Source organism: Rhodococcus sp. 66b (genome assembly GCF_002076325.1).
Lineage (GTDB): Bacteria > Actinomycetota > Actinomycetes > Mycobacteriales > Mycobacteriaceae > Rhodococcus_F > Rhodococcus_F erythropolis.
Genome location: NZ_MUZB01000018.1, coordinates 76,231 through 95,279, shown reverse-complemented (window position 1 = coordinate 95,279; position 19,049 = coordinate 76,231). Strand labels below are relative to the sequence as shown.

The window sequence follows — 19,049 nt, the reverse complement described above, 5'->3', positions numbered from 1 at the left end:
GCCACCAAAGTGGGCATCCGAAAACACTGAGCGACGGGGCGCATCGACTCAGAATGGCGGTGGATCGTCTCCGCCGTCGAAGGTCCTCCTCTGTGCCTTCTTCATCCGCCGGTGCATCCGTATCCGCTGACGCCGGCGCTCACCCCGCACACGAGAGGCCTTGTTCTCCAGACGTGTGCGCCGACGCCGACCACCCTCGGGCAGTACAGGCTCGAGCATTCCCGCCAGCAGACCTGACGGCCTGGTTCGGTAGCAATGTCCGGTCGGCGAGGTCAGCATGACACTCCGGTCCGGGTTCGAGATGTGCAACCACTGACCGGAATGCTTGAGGCGGTGATGGTTTCGACAATACGCACTCAGATTCGACGCCACGGTCTTTCCACCACGAGTGGGATCGCGATGATCAAAGGGCTCAGTGTGATCAAGATCTGAATTCCATGCAGCGACATCGCAGTGCAACCACTGGCAGCTTCCTGCGATCACCCGCACCCAGGTGTCGAGGACAGCGCCGGGGCGGTAGACCGACGCCGAAGGAACAACGGGCGGAGGTACTGGCTCGCCCTCACCGGAAGACTCGCGCGCGGCATCGGCTGGTACCTTCACCTTCCGAATCAGCGCACCCGCGGCGATGTCACGCGCATGCTCTGCACTGATCACTCCATAACCGTCAAGGTGAGCGGGTTCGTCTGCACCTGGTCCGTCACCGCCCTGAAGCGTTGATTCCAGCATGACCACGTGAACCAACGGCCGACGCACCACCACAATCCCGCTTCGATCTTGTGGGCACTCGTCCAGGCCGCAATCGCACGGCAGAATCGTCGACCCGGATACCAACGCTCCCAATGCGTCAGCTCGTCGTTGCTCGTACTTACGGGAATCGTGTCGACACACCGACATTGCCAACTCCCGCAACCGACGGTCGAAAGCCCGTGCTTCCTCCGCCGGAATACTCCCCAATATCCGCGCCATTCCGTCCTCGGCAGCGCTCACACCCACGAACCGATCAGCCAGGGCGCGGCGTCGACGTTCGCGTATCCCCTCGGGATCCACCACGGCGACGATCCGGTCGATAGCCGCTGTCAATCGGCGACCGGTCAAGCCAGTACCGCCAGGCATCGGTGACGCCGAGATCTTTTCGAGGAGTTGCCGTTCCACCTCGTCGATCAAATCGTCAGCGACGTTGGCCGTAGCGGAGTCGATCAATCCGACTCGATACAGATCCAGTTCTCCGCGCGCCATGGCGGCACGCGTGCGATGGAGCCGAGACTTGAGAGAAAAGCCGAGACCGATCAACTTTCCCGCTGCGGCACGGCCCATGGTCAATGCCGCGCCGAGCTCGGCCTCAGCCAGTTCGTGAGCGGTAGACGACCAAGCACCATTATCGGTGTGGTCAGCGCTGCGACGCTCGAAAAACTCGGCAATGGCAGCCAGTTTCCGTTCCGCGAGCATCGATTCGCGCGCATGCAGATCGGCGATGAGATCGATGAGGGCGCAGTCGGATTCAGCACCGGACAGCAGCGCTGCGGTACCCGAACTTCCTGCTCCGTCATCGAACATTCCTCAACACTATTCGAATATACGTTCGATATCCATGATTTCCAGGAATCAGTCCGAACAATCCCGAACGACCGAAAATCCACGGCGAGTATCACCAAAAGTGATGGGGTGGGCGCAAATACGACTTGGACGTGCAGACACCGACGATGACAGACTCGAACACCATTCCCGGACAAAAGAACCCATTGAGGAACCGATGAACGACGCAAGTACCTGGACCGCACGACTCGCCGCACTCGACCTGACCCTCCCGCCTGTTGCCACCCCCGCAGGCTCATACCTTCCCGCCGTTCAGACGGGGTCATACGTCTACACGTCGGGGCAATTGCCGCTCGTCGAGGGCACTACGACGTGCATCGGCAAGTTGGGCGAGGGCGTCTCCGTCGAAGACGCCGCCCAGGCGGCGCGGTTGTGCACTCTCAACGGACTCGCGGCCGTTGATGCCTTGGTCGGTCTCGACCGCATCGTTCGGGTCGTCAAGGTCGTTGGATTTGTTGCTTCGGGATCCGGATTCTCGCAGCAACCCCAGGTGATCAACGGTGCGTCCGACCTGCTGGCCGAGATCTTCGGTACCGCTGGACAGCACGCCCGCTCTGCGATCGGCGTGGCCGAACTCCCCCGAAACAGTGCCGTCGAGGTCGAGTTCGTGTTCGAGGTATCGGACAGCATCTGACGGTCCGCCACACCCCGAAGGGGCGGCGGTTGCCAATGCAACCGCCGCCCCTTCTTGTGTAAAGACTTTCAGGCACTGAGCCCGGTCGTCGAACCTGCTGTCACCAACCGCGCTCTGCGAGGCGGTGTCCGACGGGCAGGTCGTCGACGTTGATGCCGACCATTGCCTCGCCGAGTCCGCGCGAGACCTTGGCGAGCACGTCCGGGTCGTCGTAGAACGTGGTGGCCTTGACGATTGCCTCGGCGCGCTGCTTCGGGTTGCCGGACTTGAAGATGCCCGATCCGACGAACACGCCCTCGGCGCCGAGCTGCATCATCATCGCAGCGTCTGCCGGGGTGGCGATGCCGCCGGCGGTGAACATGGTGACAGGCAGCTTGCCGGCCTTGGCGACCTCGACGACCAGTTCGTAGGGGGCCTGCAGTTCCTTGGCGGCTACGTACAGTTCGTCCTCGCTCAGCGAGGTCAACCGGCGGATCTCGCCGCGGATGGTGCGCATGTGAGTGGTGGCGTTGGAGACGTCTCCGGTGCCGGCTTCACCCTTCGAGCGGATCATGGCCGCGCCTTCGTTGATGCGACGGAGCGCTTCACCGAGGTTGGTGGCGCCACAGACGAAGGGAGCGGTGAACTTCCACTTGTCGATGTGGTTGGCGTAGTCGGCCGGGGTCAGGACCTCGGACTCGTCGATGTAGTCGACGCCGAGGCTCTGCAGGATCTGAGCTTCGACGAAGTGACCGATGCGTGCCTTCGCCATGACGGGGATGCTGACGGTGGAGATGATGCTGTCGATCATGTCCGGGTCACTCATGCGCGAGACGCCGCCCTGTGCGCGAATGTCTGCGGGGACCCGCTCGAGTGCCATGACGGCGACGGCGCCGGCGTCTTCGGCGATCTTGGCCTGCTCAGCGGTGACCACGTCCATGATCACACCGCCCTTGAGCATTTCAGCCATGCCGCGCTTGACGCGGGCGGTGCCGATGGCGGTGGTGGGGGCAGAGTCGGGGGTGCTCACAGCAAACTCCTGCAGTAGTGGCGTGACGAAAGAAACAAGGCACGGCGAACACACGAGTTCATACGCTCGGAGGCCTCTGGCCAGAACTCTAGGACGAACCGGCCTTCGATTCCGTATCCAATTTGCCATTGCTGGCCTTAAACGGCCGCGAGCACTGAACGACCGAACGATCAGCGGATGGAACGCACTTCCGGATCCTCGGAACCGTCCGCAATCGTCGCGGCCTCCACCAGGAGGTTTGCCAGATCCAACGGGTAGACGGGCTCACCGGACTTGGCCAGTCGGCGGATCTCGTCGGCGCTGCACCAGCGATGGCCGGTGATGGCACGCTGTTCCAATTCCGTGTGGCCTTGGAAGACCGGCTCGAAGCCGTGAGTGCGCGTAGCGAAGAACAGCTCTTCCGAACGGATCAGCTCACCGTCGAACGGGAAGATCGCCACCCGACGCCAAAGCGGACCTCGCAGATTCTCCGGCGCTACCTTGAACCCCGTTTCCTCCTCGATCTCACGAACCGCGGCCGCTCGCAGATGTTCGCCGCGTTCGAGCCCGCCGCCGACGGTGAACCAGAAGTAAGTGTTCGGGATCTTGGGATCGTGCCCGCGCAACAGCAGCACCCGATCTTCCTCGTCCAGCATCACCACGCGGGCAGAGGTCCGTGACGTATCCACGGTGATTCCCTCGGGCACCGCCGCCGCGGTCGTGCGCTCAGAGATCTCGAAGTATTGAGGCAGTGGCGCCGTTCCGCCGAGATGTAGCCATCGAACAAGTCGTCGGGTACGCAACGCGAGAGTGTCTCGCACCGCGTCGTTGTGGAACCGCCGGGCGATCAGCACGCGCGCCTCGGCATCGGCCAACTCGGCCACCAGTTGAGGTCGCAGCGACGTCGTGCCGTAGGCAGCGAGAGCATTGGACAGCCGGTTCTCGGCAAGCTCGCGATCCTGACGATCCGCCCGTTCGGCGGCGTCCGCCAAGGTGACGAATCTGCGGGCGTCGTCGGCGCTCATGTCCACAGCCGCCGCGCGGACAACCGCGGCACGACGGGACAGAGCCGCATCGAGCGCCAACCACGACTGATCCGAACGCACATGCAGTCGATCGAGTCGGTTCGCCGTCCCGTACGCCCACAGTCCGACGACCAGGACGACGGCAGCGACGAGCCCGAGAATGAAGATCGTCAGAGCGGAGAAGGTCATGAACCCACCACGCGTACGCCGGTGCCGCCAACCGTGACGGTCTCGTAGACACGCAGGATCTGTTCGGCCACCACCGGCCAGTCGTATTCGGCAACAACACTTGTCGCGGTGTTGACCAGCGCGCGTCGTCGATCCGGGTCACCGAGAACGGAATCGATTGCCTCGGCCAAGGCATCGGAGTTCCCGATGGGGACCAGCAAGCCGGCCTGACCGTCGCGAAGAACACGGCGGAAAGCGTCCAACTCACTGGCCACGACGGCAGTGCCAGCCGCCATGGCCTCGACCAGCACGATCCCGAAGCTCTCACCGCCGAGATTGGGCGCACAGTAGACGTCCGCACTGCGAAGCGCCGACGCTTTCTCCTCATCGCTGACCTGCCCGAGCAGGCGGAGATGCTTGAAGTACTTGCCCGCCTCTTTGCGGAGTTTCTCCTCGTCGCCGCGTCCGACCACGATCACTTCGAGATCCGGGTGACGCTCGACCAACTCCGGCAGTGCGCCGAGGAGGACGGCCATCCCCTTGCGCGGTTCGTCGTAGCGACCGAGGAACAGAATGGTTCCACCTTCGCGCGGGTAGCCGGGCAACAGATCGGCCTCGGCAAACGCTGCGACATCGACGCCGTTGGGAATTTCGACCGCGTCGGATCCGAGGGACTCGACCTGCCAACGACGCGCCAACTCCGAGACTGCGATCCGGCCACTGATCTTCTCGAGATACGGAGCCAAGACACCCTGAAAAGTGCTCAGCACCAACGACTTCGTGGTCGACGTGTGGAAGGTGGCGACGATCGGGCCTTCCGCGATACGCAACGCGAGCATGGACAGACTCGGCGCATTGGGTTCGTGGATATGTAGAACGTCGAAGTCACCTTCCGCGATGAACTTGCGGAGGCGGTTGTTCGCCGTCGGGCCGAAAGACAACCGCGCAACAGAACCGTTGTAGGGAATCGCGACGGCTTTACCTGCGGAAACCACAAAATCCGGCAACTCGTCGTCGTCGGACGACGGCGCAAGCACACTCACTTTGTGACCACGTTCGATCAGCACCTCGGCCAGATCCACCACGTGCGCCTGCACGCCGCCGGGGACGTCGAAGGAGTACGGGCAGATCATGCCGATTTTCATTCACCCTCCATGCGGGCGAGCCGCGATTCGGAGAGGTCGGAGCGCCACAGCGGCTGAAGCATGTGCCAGTCAGCGGGGTGCGCTGCGATGTTGACCGCGAAACGGTCGGCAAGCGCCTGCGTGGCCGGGCCGACTCCGCCGGATACGTCGATCGGCGGGTCGATCTTGAAGCCCCAACCATCGGAGGTGAACCAGCAGTGGACCGGAAGTAGCGGCGCGCCGGTATCGATCGCGAGCTTCGCCGGGCCGGCGGGCATGCGAGTGGGTTCTCCGAAGAATGTGACGGGCACACCCTTCTTCGCCAGATCGCGCTCCCCCAGCAGGCACACGATCTTGTTCTCGCGCAGATGCTTGGAGAGTTCGACGAACGGTGGATGCTCCCCGCCGCTGAGCGGAAAGATCTCGAAACCGAGACTCTCGCGGTATTCGACGAACCGTTCGTACAGGGATTCGGGCTTGAGCCGCTCGGCAACGGAGGTCAACCCACCCCATTGCTGAACACACCACACGCCGGCCATGTCCCAATTACCGCTGTGGGGCAGCGCCAATACCGCGCCATGACCTGCTGCCATTGCTTTTTCCAGATGTTCCTGGCCCTCGACCAGCGCATGCAGCGCTTTACCGGTCGCGACCAGATCCATCGACGGAAGACGGAACGCCTCACGCCAATACCGGGCGTACGAGCGCATCGAATCCTTGATCAACTGATCCGGAACTTCCGCCGGCGTCGTGCCCAGAACTCTCGCGAGGTTCTTCCTGAGTTGTTCGGGTCCGCCCTTGCGTACCGCGAAATCCGCTCCGGCGTCGAACAGCTTGACCGCCACCGATTCCGGCAGGCTTCTCACCAACCGCCAACCCGCGGCATATCCCAGATCGGTTGCGCGCTCGGAAAAACTCACTGCTCTGCCTCACCTTCAGGCTTGGGATCGCCCTCGGTGCCCGCCGCGCCTTCGACCGTCGATGCCGCCGGGGCGATCGGCAGAAGTTCCCGGGCGCCAGGCGAATTGCGCACCGCGAGCACTCGTTGGAAGACCGTCACGACACTTCCGGCGGCAAGTACCCACATCGCGATGTGAATCGCCCACGGTAGACCCATACCTGTCAGGCCAGATCCGACCAACACGATGATCAGTCGGTCCGGGCGCTCGATCCACCCGCCGTCCGCAGTCAGCCCGCTCGCCTCCGCGCGCGCCTTCGCGTACGAGATGACCTGCGAGGTGACGAGGCAGATGAGAGTCGCGACGAGCAGCCACTTGCTGTTCTCGTGGTAGACCGCCCACCAGGCCAGGCCGGCAAAAATCGCGCCGTCGGCCACGCGGTCGCAGGTCGCGTCCAGTACCGCCCCGTACCGCGTTCCGCCGCCGCGAGCACGAGCCATTGCGCCGTCGAGCATGTCGAACATGACGAAGAACCAGATGAACAAGGTTCCCCAGAACAGATGTCCGGACGGAAACAGCGTCACCGCACCGGCGACGCTTGCCACCGTGCCGATCACCGTCACCGAGTCCGGCGTCAGACCGGTCTTGACCAGCGCCTTCCCCATAGGTGCCGTCACCTTGGACACCGATGCGCGCCCGAAGAAGCTCAACACCGCAGGAACCCTCCCCGTCGTGAGTTCCGGTTCGGAACTCGTTGCAGCAATGCATCCTGCCATGAAGCCGGATGCATCAACCTATTGTTGCCAGGCACCGGCGAGTAGTCCCCTGGTCTCCCGCAGCAATTGCGGCATCACCTTGACCCCACCGAGCACGGTGATGAAGTTGGCGTCGCCGCCCCAACGTGGCACTACGTGTTGGTGAAGGTGCTCGGACAGCGAACCGCCCGCGGCAGCACCGAGATTCAGACCGACGTTGAATCCGTGCGGATTCGACACGCTCTTGATCACCTGCAACGCACGCTGGGTGAACGCCATCAACTCGGCGCTCTCCTCCGGCGTGAGGTCTTCGAGGGCCGCGACCTTGCGGTACGGCACCACCATCAGGTGACCCGGGTTGTACGGGTACAGGTTCAAGACCGCGTAGACGTGTTCACCGCGGGCGACGATCAACCCTTCCTCGTCCGACATTTTCGGAATGTCGATGAACGGTTCACCCGTCGTACCCGGGGTGTTGGGCGCCTCGGTGATGTACGACATCCGATGTGGCGACCAAATACGCTGCAAATGATCAGGATCGCCGACGCCGTGGTCGATCAGCGAACCCGGACCATCGTCACCGGGGGCGCTCACTGCGCCACGCTTGGCTGCACCAGTTCGGCTGTCGGCGAGGCATTCTCGCGGCGGCCGATCCACTCGGTGATGATCCGGACGGCGTCGTCGACGGGAATTCCGTTGATCTGGGTGCCGTCACGGAAACGGAAGCTGACCGCGCCTGCCTCCACGTCACGCTCGCCCGCGAGGAGCATGAACGGGACCTTTTGCGTGGTGTGGTTACGGATCTTCTTCTGCATCCGGTCGTCACTGAAATCGACCTCGGCGCGAACACCGGCTGCCTTGAGCTTCTTCGTGACGTCGAACAGGTGATCGGCGAAGGCCTCGGCCACCGGGATTCCGACGACCTGCACCGGCGCCAGCCACGCCGGGAACGCGCCCGCGTAGTGCTCGGTCAGGACACCGAAGAATCGCTCGATCGAGCCGAACAGCGCGCGGTGGATCATGACCGGACGAGTCTTGACGCCGTCGTTGCCGGTGTATTCGAGCTCGAACCGCTCGGGCAGGTTGAAGTCGAGCTGGATGGTCGACATCTGCCAGGTGCGGCCGAGTGCGTCCTTGACCTGAACGGAGATCTTGGGACCGTAGAACGCGGCTCCACCCGGATCCGGCACCAGAGTCAGGCCAGAAGCTTCGCCGACCTCGGCGAGCGTTGCGGTCGCCTCTTCCCAGACGTCGTCGCTACCGACGAACTTGTCCGGGTTCTTGGTGGACAGTTCGAGGTAGAAGTCGTCGAGGCCGTAGTCCTTGAGCAGGTTCAGAACGAACTGCAGGGTGGTGGTCAGCTCGTCGCGCATCTGCTCACGGGTGCAGTAGATGTGAGCGTCGTCCTGGGTCATGCCGCGCACGCGGGTCAGGCCGTGGATGACGCCGGACTTCTCGTAGCGGTAGACCGAGCCGAATTCGAAGAGCCGCAACGGCAATTCACGGTACGAGCGTCCGCGAGCACGGAAGATCAGGTTGTGCATCGGGCAGTTCATCGGCTTGAGGTAGTAGTCCTGGCCCGGCTTACGCACGGTGCCGTCCTCGTTCAGTTCCTCGTCGACATGCATCGCCGGGAACATTCCGTCGCGGTACCAGTCGAGGTGACCGGAAACCTCGTACAGATGTCCCTTGGTGATGTGCGGAGTGTTGACGAACTCGTAGCCCGCCTCGATGTGGCGGCTGCGCGAGTAGTTCTCCATCTCGGTGCGGATGATGCCGCCCTTGGGATGGAACACCGGCAGACCCGAACCGAGTTCGTCGGGGAAGCTGAAGAGGTCCAGTTCGGTACCGAGCTTGCGGTGATCACGACGCTCGGCCTCGGCGAGCAGTTCGAGGTACTCGTCCTGAGCCTCGGTGGACTCCCACGCGGTGCCGTAGACACGCTGAAGATCGGCGTTGTCCTGGTTGCCACGCCAGTAGGCGGCGGAGCTTCGGGTCAACTTGAATGCCGGAATGTGCTTGGTGGTCGGAATATGCGGGCCGCGGCACAGATCGGACCAGATCTTGTCGCCAGTGCGCGGATCGAGATTGTCGTAGATGGTCAGCTCGTTGCCGCCCACCTCCATGATCTCGGGATCGTCGATACCGGACTTGTCGTCGATCAGTTCGAGCTTGAAGGGCTCGTCGGCCAACTCGACCCGAGCGTCCTCGATCGAATCGATCACCCGACGCGAGAAACGCTGCGATCCCTTGATGATCTGCTTCATACGCTTTTCGAGCTTGGCCAGATCCTCCGGAGTGAACGGACGATCCACTGCGAAGTCGTAGTAGAAGCCATCCTTGATCGGCGGACCGATGCCGAGCTTCGCGTCGGGGAATTCCTTCTGGACCGCCTGCGCGAGGACGTGGGCCGCGGAGTGCCGGATGACGCTGCGGCCGTCCTCGGTGGATGCTGCCACCGGCTCGACGTCGACATCGACCTCAGGTGTCCACGACAGATCCTTGAGCGTTCCCTCGCCATCGCGGACAACGACGATCACGTCGGGCCCCTTCGTGGGGTATCCGGCTTCGCGCACTGCAGTCCCGGCGGTCGTCCCCGCGGGCACCCGAAGTGGGGCGGCTGAGTGCTCTGGCGCGGGACTGGTCACGGCGATGTGCTCCTAAAGGTATTGCGACAAGTTAGACAGGCGTCGTACCCACTGCGAGCACGCGCACGATCATGTTATCGGCCCTACCGACATGGTGAGACAACCGAGTGAAGGAAACCGGGCCGCGTTCAGCTCACAGTGGCGACTCGAGCCACGAGTAGTCCAGGCCCACCCATGTCCCGATCAGGCCGAAGGTGCCGAGCACCCACAAAGTCGCCAGGACGATCACTGTGGTGAACAGAACGCCCAACCCCTTGACGAACAGCGACTGCTTGCCGAACCATTCCATGAACCTGTCGTATCGAGCCTTCGCGAAATGAAGGAGTCGATGTGCCCACGCGAACTCCGACGCCAGTATGCCGAGGCCGGCGAAGACGATGAGCCAACCGGGCCCGGGGTACGGAATAGCCACGATGCCTGCGGCGAACACGATCGTGCCCACGACTCCCACGCCGATGCGGTACGCAAGATTGAGGGTGGGCCGCGCGGCGATTCCAGCGCGCCACCGCTCCCAGCGGGACTCTGCGTCTTGGAAGACGGACAGGTCTGAATCGTCGACGGGAGAATCGACCTTTTCGGTACTCAAGTCGGTCACCTTTTCGGTCGCGAAATGTCTCTTCGACCAGGCTACCGAAATCGTCGGCCGGCGACCTGCGACGACGGTCTGCATGCCGAAACAACCGTGCCCTCGAACAGCTGTGCTCTCAAACAGCTGTGCTCTCAAACAGCTGTGCTCTCAAACGACTGAAGGCGTCCCCGATGATCGGGAACGCCTTCAGTGTTTTTCTGTGGTCCCGGCTGGGATCGAACCAGCGACCTTCCGCGTGTGAAGCGGACGCTCTCCCACTGAGCCACGGGACCGTAAGTCATTCGAACGCATGCGCTCGAACGAGTTGGAACATTAACACGGCTGCGCGATGAATACGAATCACCAGGTTGGCATTCGTTTTGCTCCAGGCGACCCCGAAATCTACGAATTCGAGCTGATTTCAGACCGTATTCATCGCCAAGACGGACAGTTGCAACGCGCGCGACGGGCCGATTCGACTCCGAACACGCCACTGAGCTGGTGATTTGTGTGTATCCGACACGGTCGGCTAATGTTTCCAACGCACCGAGGAGAGCGAGCAGCTCCCCAAGCAACACGGTGCGATGCGGACGTGGCGCAGCTGGTAGCGCACAACCTTGCCAAGGTTGGGGTCGCGGGTTCGAATCCCGTCGTCCGCTCGAGAGGTGTGACTCAACCTTTTACGGTGGAGTGGCCGAGTGGTGAGGCAACGGCCTGCAAAGCCGTGCACACGGGTTCGATTCCCGTCTCCACCTCGCGCGATTAGCTCAGCGGGAGAGCGCTTCCCTGACACGGAAGAGGTCACTGGTTCAATCCCAGTATCGCGCACCACGTCAGGCCCTCGGGCCTGATGGTCAAGACCTGCTTGCAGGTCTGATAAGTTAGAAAAGTACTGAGTTCCGGTAACGGAGTTCATTGCTCATGCGGACGTGGCGCAGCTGGTAGCGCACAACCTTGCCAAGGTTGGGGTCGCGGGTTCGAATCCCGTCGTCCGCTCCATTTTTCTCCAGAACCCGCGCGATTAGCTCAGCGGGAGAGCGCTTCCCTGACACGGAAGAGGTCACTGGTTCAATCCCAGTATCGCGCACCATTTGAAATTGTAAGAAGCCGGAACCTCAAGGTTCCGGCTTTTTGCGTTCGAGCGCCGAACATATCAACCGCAGTACAGACGCAAGCCCTCTCGGGAATCCACGTCAGGACTGCGGTTGATGTAGCTGATCAGATTGTTGTAACTGATCAGTGAGAGAAGCGGTTCGCTGCCGAAGTCATCGCGCGCAGCGAGGACTCAGTCGACGACTCCGCAATCCCCATCGCCCAGCTCCGACGGCCGTCGCACTCGGTAAAGATGAACGTCGCCGTGCGGTGGCCGATCTGGTGCTGATGGAAAGACAGGATCTCGAGCGAGATTCCCGCGTCGTGCAGCATCGACGTCATGGCCGAGATCGCGCCAGTCGAGGTGGCGGAAGCCTTCTGGATGCGCTCCCCCAGACCGAGAGTCGCTTCGAAAGTCCAACGACCCGGCGCAACCTTCTCGGAGGACCACGCGCCCAAACGGATCGGGCCGCTCATAGCCGCATACGTGGACTCGAACTCGGTCCAAGACATCGCTGAGCATTCGGCACGCAGGCCGGCTGGCAGAGATTTTCCGTGACGCGCCGCGAAAGGATCAGCAGCGGTAGAAGAATAATCAGAACCGAAGGCAGAATCAGAAGCGAAGGCGAAGTTGTAAGTCATGATCGTGGTCTTCCTGGAATGAAGTGGAGGACCAACTGGTAGCAAGACGACCCGCAGCGAGGGGTCGGTCCGATTCAGACCCCGCTACGGCGGCTTACTACGAGAATTCGCTTCATGAGAGACGAGGCTAGGCGGCCCGGTTCGAGAATGCAACCCAGACCGCCTCCGCACAGGTCAGAGCTGAGCCGATTTATGCTCGGCGATCAGGGCGCGATACCACTCGAACGAGGTCTTCGGTGTGCGCTTCTGGGTGTCGAAATCGACGTGTACCAGGCCGAATCGCTCTTTGTATCCCGCAGCCCATTCGAAGTTGTCGAGGAGTGACCACACAAAATAGCCACGGACGTCGACACCGTCGTCCATAGCCGATTGGAGGGCGCGAAGGTGCGCGTCGTGGTAGTTGATTCGCGCTTCGTCCTCGACGACGCCTGCGGCATCCGGTGCGTCGTGGAATGAACATCCGCTTTCCGTGATGTAGATCGGCGGCAGTGCGTCACCGAACCGAGTCTGGAACGTCCGCAGGATCTCACCCAGCCCTTCGGGAACGATCGGCCATCCGAAATCGGTTGTGGGATAACCGGTAATCGCGACAGGCGCAAAGGGCAGGCCCGGCGGTAGGTCGACCTCGAGCACACCTTCGGTCCCCTGGCCTTCCACCGGAGCGGCAATCATCGTCGGCTCGTAGTAGTTGATCCCGTACCAGTCCAGCGGCGCCCCGATGATTTTCAAGTCCTCGTCGACGGGACCGCTGAGCAGCTGAGCGAATTCGTCGGCGGGGTACTTACCGACCAATATCGGGTCGGCGAACATCCAATTGACGACGTGGTCGTAGATGTCGGCAGCCATCACGTCTTCCGGGGAATCGGAAGCGGCCCGCACCGGTGCATGGTTCGAGGCGATTCCGATGTTCGTGCATCCGGTTGCCCGAAGCGCTTCGACAGCGAGGCCGTGCCCGAGCAGCTGGTGATGTGCGGCTTGGAAAGCCTCGAACCCCAAGGCCAGGCCGGGGGCATGAACTCCCAGGGCATGACCGTAGAGCGTGTGCACTACCGGTTCGTTGAGCGGCATCCACATTCCGACGCGATCGGACAACCGTTCGCCGACGACCTGGGCGTACTCCCCCAGCCGGTACGAGGTGTCTCGGTTCATCCAGCCGCCCTGCTCTTGCAGTGCGAGGGGCAGATCCCAGTGAAAGAGAGTGACGGCAGGAGTAATTCCCACCGAACACAGTCGATCGATCAGGCGGTCGTAGAAGTCGAGCCCTTTCGCATTCACGGCCCCCGATCCGGTGGGCAGAATTCGCGACCACGACAGGGACAGCCGATAAGCGTCGAGCCCGAGGTCTTTCATCAACTCGATATCCGATTCCCAGCGGTGATAATGATCGGCAGCAACCGCTCCGGTGTCGCCCCCGACGACTACACCGGGGCGGTCACAGAACTCGTCCCAAATCGACGGTCCGCGACCGTCTTCGGCCACAGCTCCTTCGATTTGGTAAGCCGCGGTGGCGGTTCCCCAGACGAAGGAAGACGGAAATTCTGGTGTCGGCTGCCGAGTCATGTCGGTCAGTTAATCAAAGAACCGTGCAAAACACGCAGCTTTGTTGGACACTCGACCAGTATCAAGATCCAGTACCGTTCGGCCTAACCGAACGAACGAGACAAAGGCCCTGCTTGATGACGGATAACACCCGCACCCTGACGAGGGCTCGGATCGCCACTTCGGTGGCCTTCGGACTTCAAGGATTTCTGCTCGCCGCCATTCTGACGCAGCTGCCGCAGTACAAGGATTTGTTCGATCTGAGCGAGACACTGGTTGTGGTTGCGGTTGTCACCGTGTCCGTCATCGCCGGGCTCGGCAGCGTGCTCGCCGAGATTCTGGCCGTGAGAACGTCGAGCAAGATGACTCTGCGAACCGGACTCGCCGTCATCGCAGTCTTCGGCGGGGCAACCGGAATCGCGCCCAACGCGGCGATGTTCTTCGTCTTCCTGGCGATCTACGGCATCGGACTCGGCATGGTCGACGCCGCCGCCAACATGCAGGCAGTCTCGATCCAACACGCCAAGGGCCGCTTCATCCTCTCCTCGTTCCATGCTTCCTGGAGCGTCGGAGCGATTGTCGGCGCTCTGTTCATCTCTGCTACCGCAAGCCTCGACATCTCGATCCGCATAACGCAGGTGATCGCGGGAGTTGTTGTCGGACTGATGCTTCTGGCCTTCGGCCCGCAACTGCTCGATCGCTCCGAGTCTCCGGTTGCCGATGCAAACATCACGAGCACCGCGAAATTCACCGTACCCACCCGCGCCTTCGTCCTGCTCGGCGTCGCGATGGCATTGTTCTATGCGGTCGACTTCAGCGTCGGAAACTGGTCGACGCTGTACGTCAAGGACGAACTGCTCGCCGACGCCGGGACGGCCGCCCTTTCCGTGGCGGCGTACCAAATCGCGGCATTGGTCGCACGACTGACCGGCGACTACTGGGTCGGCAAGTTCGGTGAGACCACCGTCGTGCGGATCGGCTCTCTCATCGGCGTGGTCGGCATGACGATCGTTGTCCTCGCGCAATCTCCCGCCGTTGCCATCGCCGGCTTCCTGATCGTCGGCCTCGGCGTACCGGTAATCGCCCCGATCTGCTTCAGCGCCGCCGGACGGATGGCTCCCCCGGATCAGGTCGACGCGGTGATCGCACGCATCAACCTCTTCAACTACGTCGGCACGGTGGTCGGCGGCGGCATCGTCGGCGCGGTCGCTGCCTTCAGTGACCTTCGAATCGGGTTCCTGATTCCGCTGGCGTTCTGCGCGATCTTGATAGTCCTTGCTCCCGCGTTCGCACCGAAACGAGCCACGACGCCGGTCGCCGAGAACGCCGCTTGAGCATCACGCTCGACGAAGGTGGTGTACTTGATCAACCGAATCATGTGCGCGAGAGGTAGAAACTGACGTGACGATCACCGTTGACCGGGCCGGAATCTGGGATTCCGAAGCAATCGCCGACGTGGCAGCGGTGACGTTTCCGCTGGCTTGTCCGCCGGGCGCATCCGACGACGACATCAGTGCCTTCATCGACAACGTTCTCTCGGTCGACAAGTTCTCCGAGTACCTGACGGACCCGACACGAACCGTTCTCAAGGTCATTCGCGACGGCTCGATCGTCGGCTACGCGATGCTCGTCGACGACGAGCCCGCCGACCCGGACGTCAAAGCTGCTGTGACACTTCGCCCGACGACGGAACTGAGCAAGTTGTACGTGCTTCCGGGAAACCACGGAACCGGCGCGGCAGCATCCCTGATGGACGCGGTTGTCGACCATGCACGACGCAGCGGAAGTGCCGGGATCTGGCTGGGTGTCAATCAGGAAAATCTGCGCGCCCAGAAGTTCTACGCCAAACACGGCTTCACCCAGGTCGGCACGAAGACTTTTCTCGTGGGGGCACAACTCCACCACGATTTCGTGATGGAGCGTCCCGTCAGCTGACAGGCCTGCTGATCAGCCGGCCGCGACCTCGAAACGAGAAAGTGCGAGCAGACGCGAGGTCGCGCGCAGGTACTTCTTCTTGTACCCACCGGCGAGCATCTCGGGAGTGAAGATCTCGTCGAGGCGTGCGCCGGAAACGGTGACCGGGATGCTCGCGTCGTACAAGCGGTCGGCGAGAACCACGATGCGCAGTGCAACAGACTGATCCGTGGCCGGGTGAACGCCGTCGATGAAGACCGCCTTCACCCCCTCGACCAACTTGTTGTAGCGCGACGGATGCAGTGTGCTGAGGTGCTTGCACAGCTCGTCGAAGTTGTCGAGCGTGGCGCCGTCGATCGCCTCGGCCCGAGAGACCAATTCCTCCGAGGAGATGGGCTCCGGTGCGGGCGGGAGATCGCGGTGACGGTAGTCGGGGCCGTCGACGCGAATCGTCTCGAAGATCGAGCCGAGCTTCTTGATCTCACGCAGGAAGTCCTGAGCCGCGAAGCGACCCTCACCGAGCTGGCCGGGAAGCGTGTTCGACGTCGCGACGATGGACACGCCGCGCGCGGAAAGCTCCGAAAGGAGGCGAGAGACGAGCATGGTGTCGCCCGGATCGTCGAGCTCGAACTCGTCGATGCAGAGAAGGCTGTGGTCGGCGAGCGCTTCGACCGCTTTGTTGAAGCCGAGAGCGCCGACGACGTGTGTCAGCTCGACGAAGGTTCCGAAAGCCTTCGGCGACGGGACGCTGTGGAAGATCGACGCCAGCAAGTGAGTCTTACCGACACCGAACCCGCCGTCGAGGTACAGGCCGGCGCCGGTCGCCTGGGTCTTCTTGCCGAACAGTCCGCGGCGTCCACCACTACGGATCTTGGTTACGCGCTTGGAGAATTCCTCGGCCTTGGCGACAGCAGCTGCCTGGCTCGGTTCCTTCGGATCAGGAATGTAGGACGCAAAACTCACCTCGTCGAACATTGCGGGAGGCACCATTTGAGCTACCAATTGATCGGCGGGTACCACCGGGCTGCGATCGACAAGACGTTCATGCATCCGTCAAGGGTATCTACGTGATGTGATCTCTCATGTGCACCGTATGGATATTGCGACCTACTTCACACCAGGCCACGAAGACGAACTCCGCGGCTTGTACGCCTATCCGGAGAACCTCTCCCAACCCTGGATGCGCGTGAACTTCGTTTCCAGCATCGACGGGTGCGTCTCCGTCGACGGAGTGAGCCATGGACTGGGCACCCCTGCAGACAAGTCGGTATTCGGGATCTTGCGCGAACTTTGTGACGTCGTCGTGGTCGGCGCAGGCACAGCGCGAGCCGAGAACTACGGGGGTGTGCAGATCTCGGACGCAGCCCAGGCGCGACGAAAGGCGGGCGGCCTCGCTCCGGTCCCACCGATCCTCGTCGTCTCGGCGCACGCGTCGATCGACCCTGAAAGCCGGCTCCTACGAGATACCGAAATTCCGCCGATTCTTGTTGTCGGTAGCGCCGCGGACAGCGCAGCGATTTCAGCGCTGAGGTCGGCCGGAGCGCAGGTGGAGGTGACGGACTCACCGAATGTCAGCAGCGGCGACATCGACAGGGCCTTGTCGGCTCGCAAGCTCCGTCGCGTGCTGTGTGAGGGCGGGCCGTCACTTTTCGGGCAGTTGATCGAGGACAATGCCGTCGACGAACTCTGCATCACCACTTCACCTCAACTGGTGGGGAGCAAAGTCGGCCGAATCTCGCTCTCCCCCAATGCAATGCCCACGTCGATGCGTCCCGCTCACATTCTCGGCGATTCGGACGGCACGATCCTCACTCGATGGGTTCGTCAGCAGCCACGTCGGTGAACCTGGCACTCTGGTCGGCATGCGCAGAGTTGCTTTGATGGCCGTCGTCCTCGCGACGTGTTGTGCGTGCGGCGCCGGGCCGTCGCTTCGGCCCGCCGTCGCGGTCGAAGGCCGCACCGACGGCAGCCCTGCCCAGAGCGAGGTACCGTCACCCGATGCGCCGCCGGTTGACCCCGGCGTCCCGACCGACGACATACCGTGGCGAGACTGCACCGGCACGTCACTCGCCGACCAGGCTCTCGCAGCGTCGAGCGCCGGCGTCATCCTCGAATGCGCGGAATTCAGTGCCCCCATCGACGTGACCGGCGCCATCGACGGCAACTTCACTGCCGGCTTGACCCGCGCTCGGACATCCTCGACGCCTGCCAACGCGTATCCGATCGTGTTCACGTCCGGCACCGACCGTTCGTCGGGAAACTCTCTGGCCATGCTCGCTACGTCCGGCTTGACGACGGTGCTCGCGGACCACCCCGTCGTTGCCCTGGATCGACGCGGAATCGACAGGTCCACCGCAATCGACTGCATGACGCCGGAGATTCGGCGCGGCCTTCACGATCTGGGCCAGTTCGACGCAGACTCCACCGGCGACGCCGCCGACGCGGTCGCCGCTCTCGGTCACGATGCAACCATCGCCTGTACCGACTATCTCGATCCTCAAGAACTGAAGTTCGGCGCGGACTCCGCTGCCGAGGACATCGACGCTCTACGTACGCGGTGGGGCGTCGAGACCATCGCTCTGTGGTCGGCAGGGTCCGGCTCTGACATCGCGCTGAGCTACGCGGCAGCCCACCCCGACAACCTCGCGAGGTTGATCCTCGATTCTCCCGCTCCGGTGGCCACCGACGCTGCCACCGAGGCGGAGAGCCGCGTGCAGGGCGAGGAAGCGGCGTTGACCGCATTCGCTCAGCGATGTGTGGCGCTGGGGTGCTCTCTCGGACCTGATCCGAAGAAAGCGGTCACGGACCTGATGGAGCGCGCTCGGGCCGATGAATTCCAGCCGCTGTCCGCCGCTGCGGTGTCGAACGCGATTTCGGCGAGCCTGTGGACTGCCGGAACCAACCGTGAGCAAGAGACCCGCTCGCTCTCAGACGCTCTGTCCGCGCTCGGCACCGGCAACGCTTCGCCGATTCGAGAGCGCGCCGCCCGGGCAGAGAACGAGGTGGACGGTGACGGCCAGTTCATCGGACGATGCACCGACGGCATGCAGTGGCCGGGGATCGGGCGCGTCCGCGAACTGGCGGACACCTGGGGCACCAACTATCCGGTATTCGGTCGAGAAGCCGCGCTCGGTTTGCTCGCATGCGCCAGCTGGCCGTCGACCGCCAACTCTCCCCTGCCGAATCAGTTGAAGCCCGCCGTCCTCGTGCTGAGCGGTCAGGGCGACCCGGCCGTCGGGAACTCCGGACTCTCGACCGTCACCGGCGTCGTGACCAACGCGGGGTCGCGCTTCGCAACCCTGGACTGGCAGGGTGCAGGTCACCCCGCGGCACAATCCACCTGCGCGCAGCAGGCGATGAGGGCATACCTCACCGATGCCTCCCTGCCCAGCAACGGAAGCGTGTGCCCGGCCTGACTCGGGCGCTTGTCCACCACGACGGAAAAGGGGTGCATCCC

17 protein-coding genes and 6 tRNA genes are annotated in these 19,049 nt (G+C 62.8%); 10 read left to right on the top strand and 13 right to left on the bottom strand.

Translation table 11 applies throughout. The annotated features are described in order from the left end of the window. Positions 1–48 precede the first annotated feature (48 nt). A complete protein-coding gene (locus B0E55_RS27175; protein WP_080910852.1) occupies positions 49–1,557 on the bottom strand; it encodes an HNH endonuclease signature motif containing protein in 1,509 nt (502 codons plus the stop codon). A gap of 196 nt (positions 1,558–1,753) precedes the next feature. Here B0E55_RS27175 and B0E55_RS27170 point away from each other — a divergent pair, with 196 nt between their 5' ends. Then, positions 1,754–2,230, top strand: a complete 477-nt coding sequence (locus tag B0E55_RS27170; protein WP_046379901.1) for a RidA family protein — start codon at positions 1,754–1,756, stop codon at positions 2,228–2,230. A 100-nt stretch (positions 2,231–2,330) separates the two neighbouring features. Here the strand turns inward: B0E55_RS27170 and pdxS are convergent, their stop codons facing one another. The 9 genes from pdxS to B0E55_RS27125 all read right to left on the bottom strand — a co-directional run bounded on the left by pdxS (position 2,331) and on the right by B0E55_RS27125 (position 10,698). Next, on the bottom strand, positions 2,331–3,239 hold the full coding sequence (pdxS, locus tag B0E55_RS27165; protein ID WP_003943338.1) for a pyridoxal 5'-phosphate synthase lyase subunit PdxS: 909 nt from the start codon (positions 3,237–3,239) through the stop codon (positions 2,331–2,333). Between the two features lie 170 nt (positions 3,240–3,409). Continuing rightward, entirely contained in the window at positions 3,410–4,432 is a 1,023-nt protein-coding gene (locus B0E55_RS27160; protein WP_042951805.1) for an NUDIX hydrolase, read from the bottom strand. Further along, positions 4,429–5,556: a glycosyltransferase family 4 protein gene (locus B0E55_RS27155; protein ID WP_003943332.1), complete on the bottom strand. Its 1,128-nt coding sequence runs from the start codon at positions 5,554–5,556 to the stop codon at positions 4,429–4,431. The genes B0E55_RS27160 and B0E55_RS27155 overlap by 4 nt, the downstream gene beginning before the upstream one ends. Beyond that, a complete protein-coding gene (locus tag B0E55_RS27150; RefSeq protein WP_070386652.1) occupies positions 5,553–6,455 on the bottom strand; it encodes a phosphatidylinositol mannoside acyltransferase in 903 nt (300 codons plus the stop codon). The genes B0E55_RS27155 and B0E55_RS27150 overlap by 4 nt, the downstream gene beginning before the upstream one ends. Beyond that, complete coding sequence (pgsA, locus tag B0E55_RS27145; RefSeq protein ID WP_070386653.1) at positions 6,452–7,147, bottom strand: phosphatidylinositol phosphate synthase; 696 nt, start codon at positions 7,145–7,147, stop codon at positions 6,452–6,454. Before pgsA ends, B0E55_RS27150 begins: the two co-directional genes overlap by 4 nt. 81 nt (positions 7,148–7,228) lie before the next feature. Then, positions 7,229–7,783, bottom strand: coding sequence for an HIT family protein (locus tag B0E55_RS27140; protein ID WP_080910851.1), 555 nt, complete (start codon positions 7,781–7,783; stop codon positions 7,229–7,231). Next, the gene (gene thrS / locus B0E55_RS27135) at positions 7,780–9,837 is read right to left on the bottom strand and encodes a threonine--tRNA ligase (protein WP_080910850.1); all 2,058 of its coding nucleotides are present in this window, start codon (positions 9,835–9,837) and stop codon (positions 7,780–7,782) included. The genes B0E55_RS27140 and thrS overlap by 4 nt, the downstream gene beginning before the upstream one ends. 133 nt (positions 9,838–9,970) lie before the next feature. Beyond that, a complete protein-coding gene (locus B0E55_RS27130) occupies positions 9,971–10,381 on the bottom strand; it encodes a TIGR02611 family protein (RefSeq protein WP_085989954.1) in 411 nt (136 codons plus the stop codon). Positions 10,382–10,626: 245 nt separating this feature from the next. Beyond that, a tRNA-Val gene (locus tag B0E55_RS27125) sits at positions 10,627–10,698 on the bottom strand. Positions 10,699–10,991: 293 nt separating this feature from the next. On the opposite strand from B0E55_RS27125, the gene B0E55_RS27120 reads away from it, so the two are divergent. From B0E55_RS27120 to B0E55_RS27100, 5 genes are all read left to right on the top strand, one after another. Next, positions 10,992–11,064: transfer RNA gene (locus tag B0E55_RS27120), tRNA-Gly, on the top strand. Between the two features lie 25 nt (positions 11,065–11,089). Then, positions 11,090–11,160 (top strand) — tRNA-Cys (locus B0E55_RS27115). A gap of 1 nt (position 11,161) precedes the next feature. Then, a tRNA-Val gene (locus tag B0E55_RS27110) sits at positions 11,162–11,236 on the top strand. Positions 11,237–11,328: 92 nt separating this feature from the next. Further along, positions 11,329–11,404, top strand: a tRNA-Gly gene (locus B0E55_RS27105). A 16-nt stretch (positions 11,405–11,420) separates the two neighbouring features. Then, positions 11,421–11,495, top strand: a tRNA-Val gene (locus B0E55_RS27100). A 146-nt stretch (positions 11,496–11,641) separates the two neighbouring features. Here the strand turns inward: B0E55_RS27100 and B0E55_RS27095 are convergent. After that, positions 11,642–12,139: an alpha-isopropylmalate synthase regulatory domain-containing protein gene (locus B0E55_RS27095; protein WP_080910849.1), complete on the bottom strand. Its 498-nt coding sequence runs from the start codon at positions 12,137–12,139 to the stop codon at positions 11,642–11,644. 174 nt (positions 12,140–12,313) lie between these two features. After that, the gene (locus tag B0E55_RS27090) at positions 12,314–13,699 is read right to left on the bottom strand and encodes a GH1 family beta-glucosidase (protein WP_047888390.1); all 1,386 of its coding nucleotides are present in this window, start codon (positions 13,697–13,699) and stop codon (positions 12,314–12,316) included. Between the two features lie 116 nt (positions 13,700–13,815). Between B0E55_RS27090 and B0E55_RS27085 the strand changes: the two genes are divergently transcribed. Beyond that, positions 13,816–15,012: an MFS transporter gene (locus tag B0E55_RS27085; RefSeq protein WP_047888391.1), complete on the top strand. Its 1,197-nt coding sequence runs from the start codon at positions 13,816–13,818 to the stop codon at positions 15,010–15,012. Positions 15,013–15,079: 67 nt separating this feature from the next. Beyond that, positions 15,080–15,613 (top strand): GNAT family N-acetyltransferase, encoded by a 534-nt coding sequence (locus tag B0E55_RS27080; protein ID WP_060938507.1) that lies wholly within the window; start codon positions 15,080–15,082, stop codon positions 15,611–15,613. Positions 15,614–15,625: 12 nt separating this feature from the next. On the opposite strand, the gene zapE is transcribed toward B0E55_RS27080, so the two are convergent. Next, positions 15,626–16,642, bottom strand: coding sequence for a cell division protein ZapE (gene zapE, locus B0E55_RS27075; protein WP_080910848.1), 1,017 nt, complete (start codon positions 16,640–16,642; stop codon positions 15,626–15,628). A gap of 43 nt (positions 16,643–16,685) precedes the next feature. On the opposite strand from zapE, the gene B0E55_RS27070 reads away from it, so the two are divergent. After that, complete coding sequence (locus B0E55_RS27070) at positions 16,686–17,435, top strand: pyrimidine reductase family protein (RefSeq protein WP_080910847.1); 750 nt, start codon at positions 16,686–16,688, stop codon at positions 17,433–17,435. A gap of 19 nt (positions 17,436–17,454) precedes the next feature. Further along, entirely contained in the window at positions 17,455–19,008 is a 1,554-nt protein-coding gene (locus B0E55_RS27065; protein WP_080910846.1) for an alpha/beta hydrolase, read from the top strand. The last annotated feature ends 41 nt before the right edge of the window (positions 19,009–19,049 follow it).

Coding starts and splice junctions, on each gene's coding strand:
- B0E55_RS27065 (WP_080910846.1), top strand. CDS start 17,455: ATGCGCAGAGTTGCTTTGATGGCCGTCGTCCTCGCGACGTGTTGTGCG.
- B0E55_RS27155 (WP_003943332.1), bottom strand. CDS start 5,556: ATGAAAATCGGCATGATCTGCCCGTACTCCTTCGACGTCCCCGGCGGC.
- B0E55_RS27090 (WP_047888390.1), bottom strand. CDS start 13,699: ATGACTCGGCAGCCGACACCAGAATTTCCGTCTTCCTTCGTCTGGGGA.
- zapE (WP_080910848.1), bottom strand. CDS start 16,642: ATGCATGAACGTCTTGTCGATCGCAGCCCGGTGGTACCCGCCGATCAA.
- B0E55_RS27160 (WP_042951805.1), bottom strand. CDS start 4,432: ATGACCTTCTCCGCTCTGACGATCTTCATTCTCGGGCTCGTCGCTGCC.
- B0E55_RS27175 (WP_080910852.1), bottom strand. CDS start 1,557: ATGTTCGATGACGGAGCAGGAAGTTCGGGTACCGCAGCGCTGCTGTCC.
- B0E55_RS27085 (WP_047888391.1), top strand. CDS start 13,816: ATGACGGATAACACCCGCACCCTGACGAGGGCTCGGATCGCCACTTCG.
- B0E55_RS27070 (WP_080910847.1), top strand. CDS start 16,686: ATGGATATTGCGACCTACTTCACACCAGGCCACGAAGACGAACTCCGC.
- B0E55_RS27170 (WP_046379901.1), top strand. CDS start 1,754: ATGAACGACGCAAGTACCTGGACCGCACGACTCGCCGCACTCGACCTG.
- B0E55_RS27095 (WP_080910849.1), bottom strand. CDS start 12,139: ATGACTTACAACTTCGCCTTCGCTTCTGATTCTGCCTTCGGTTCTGAT.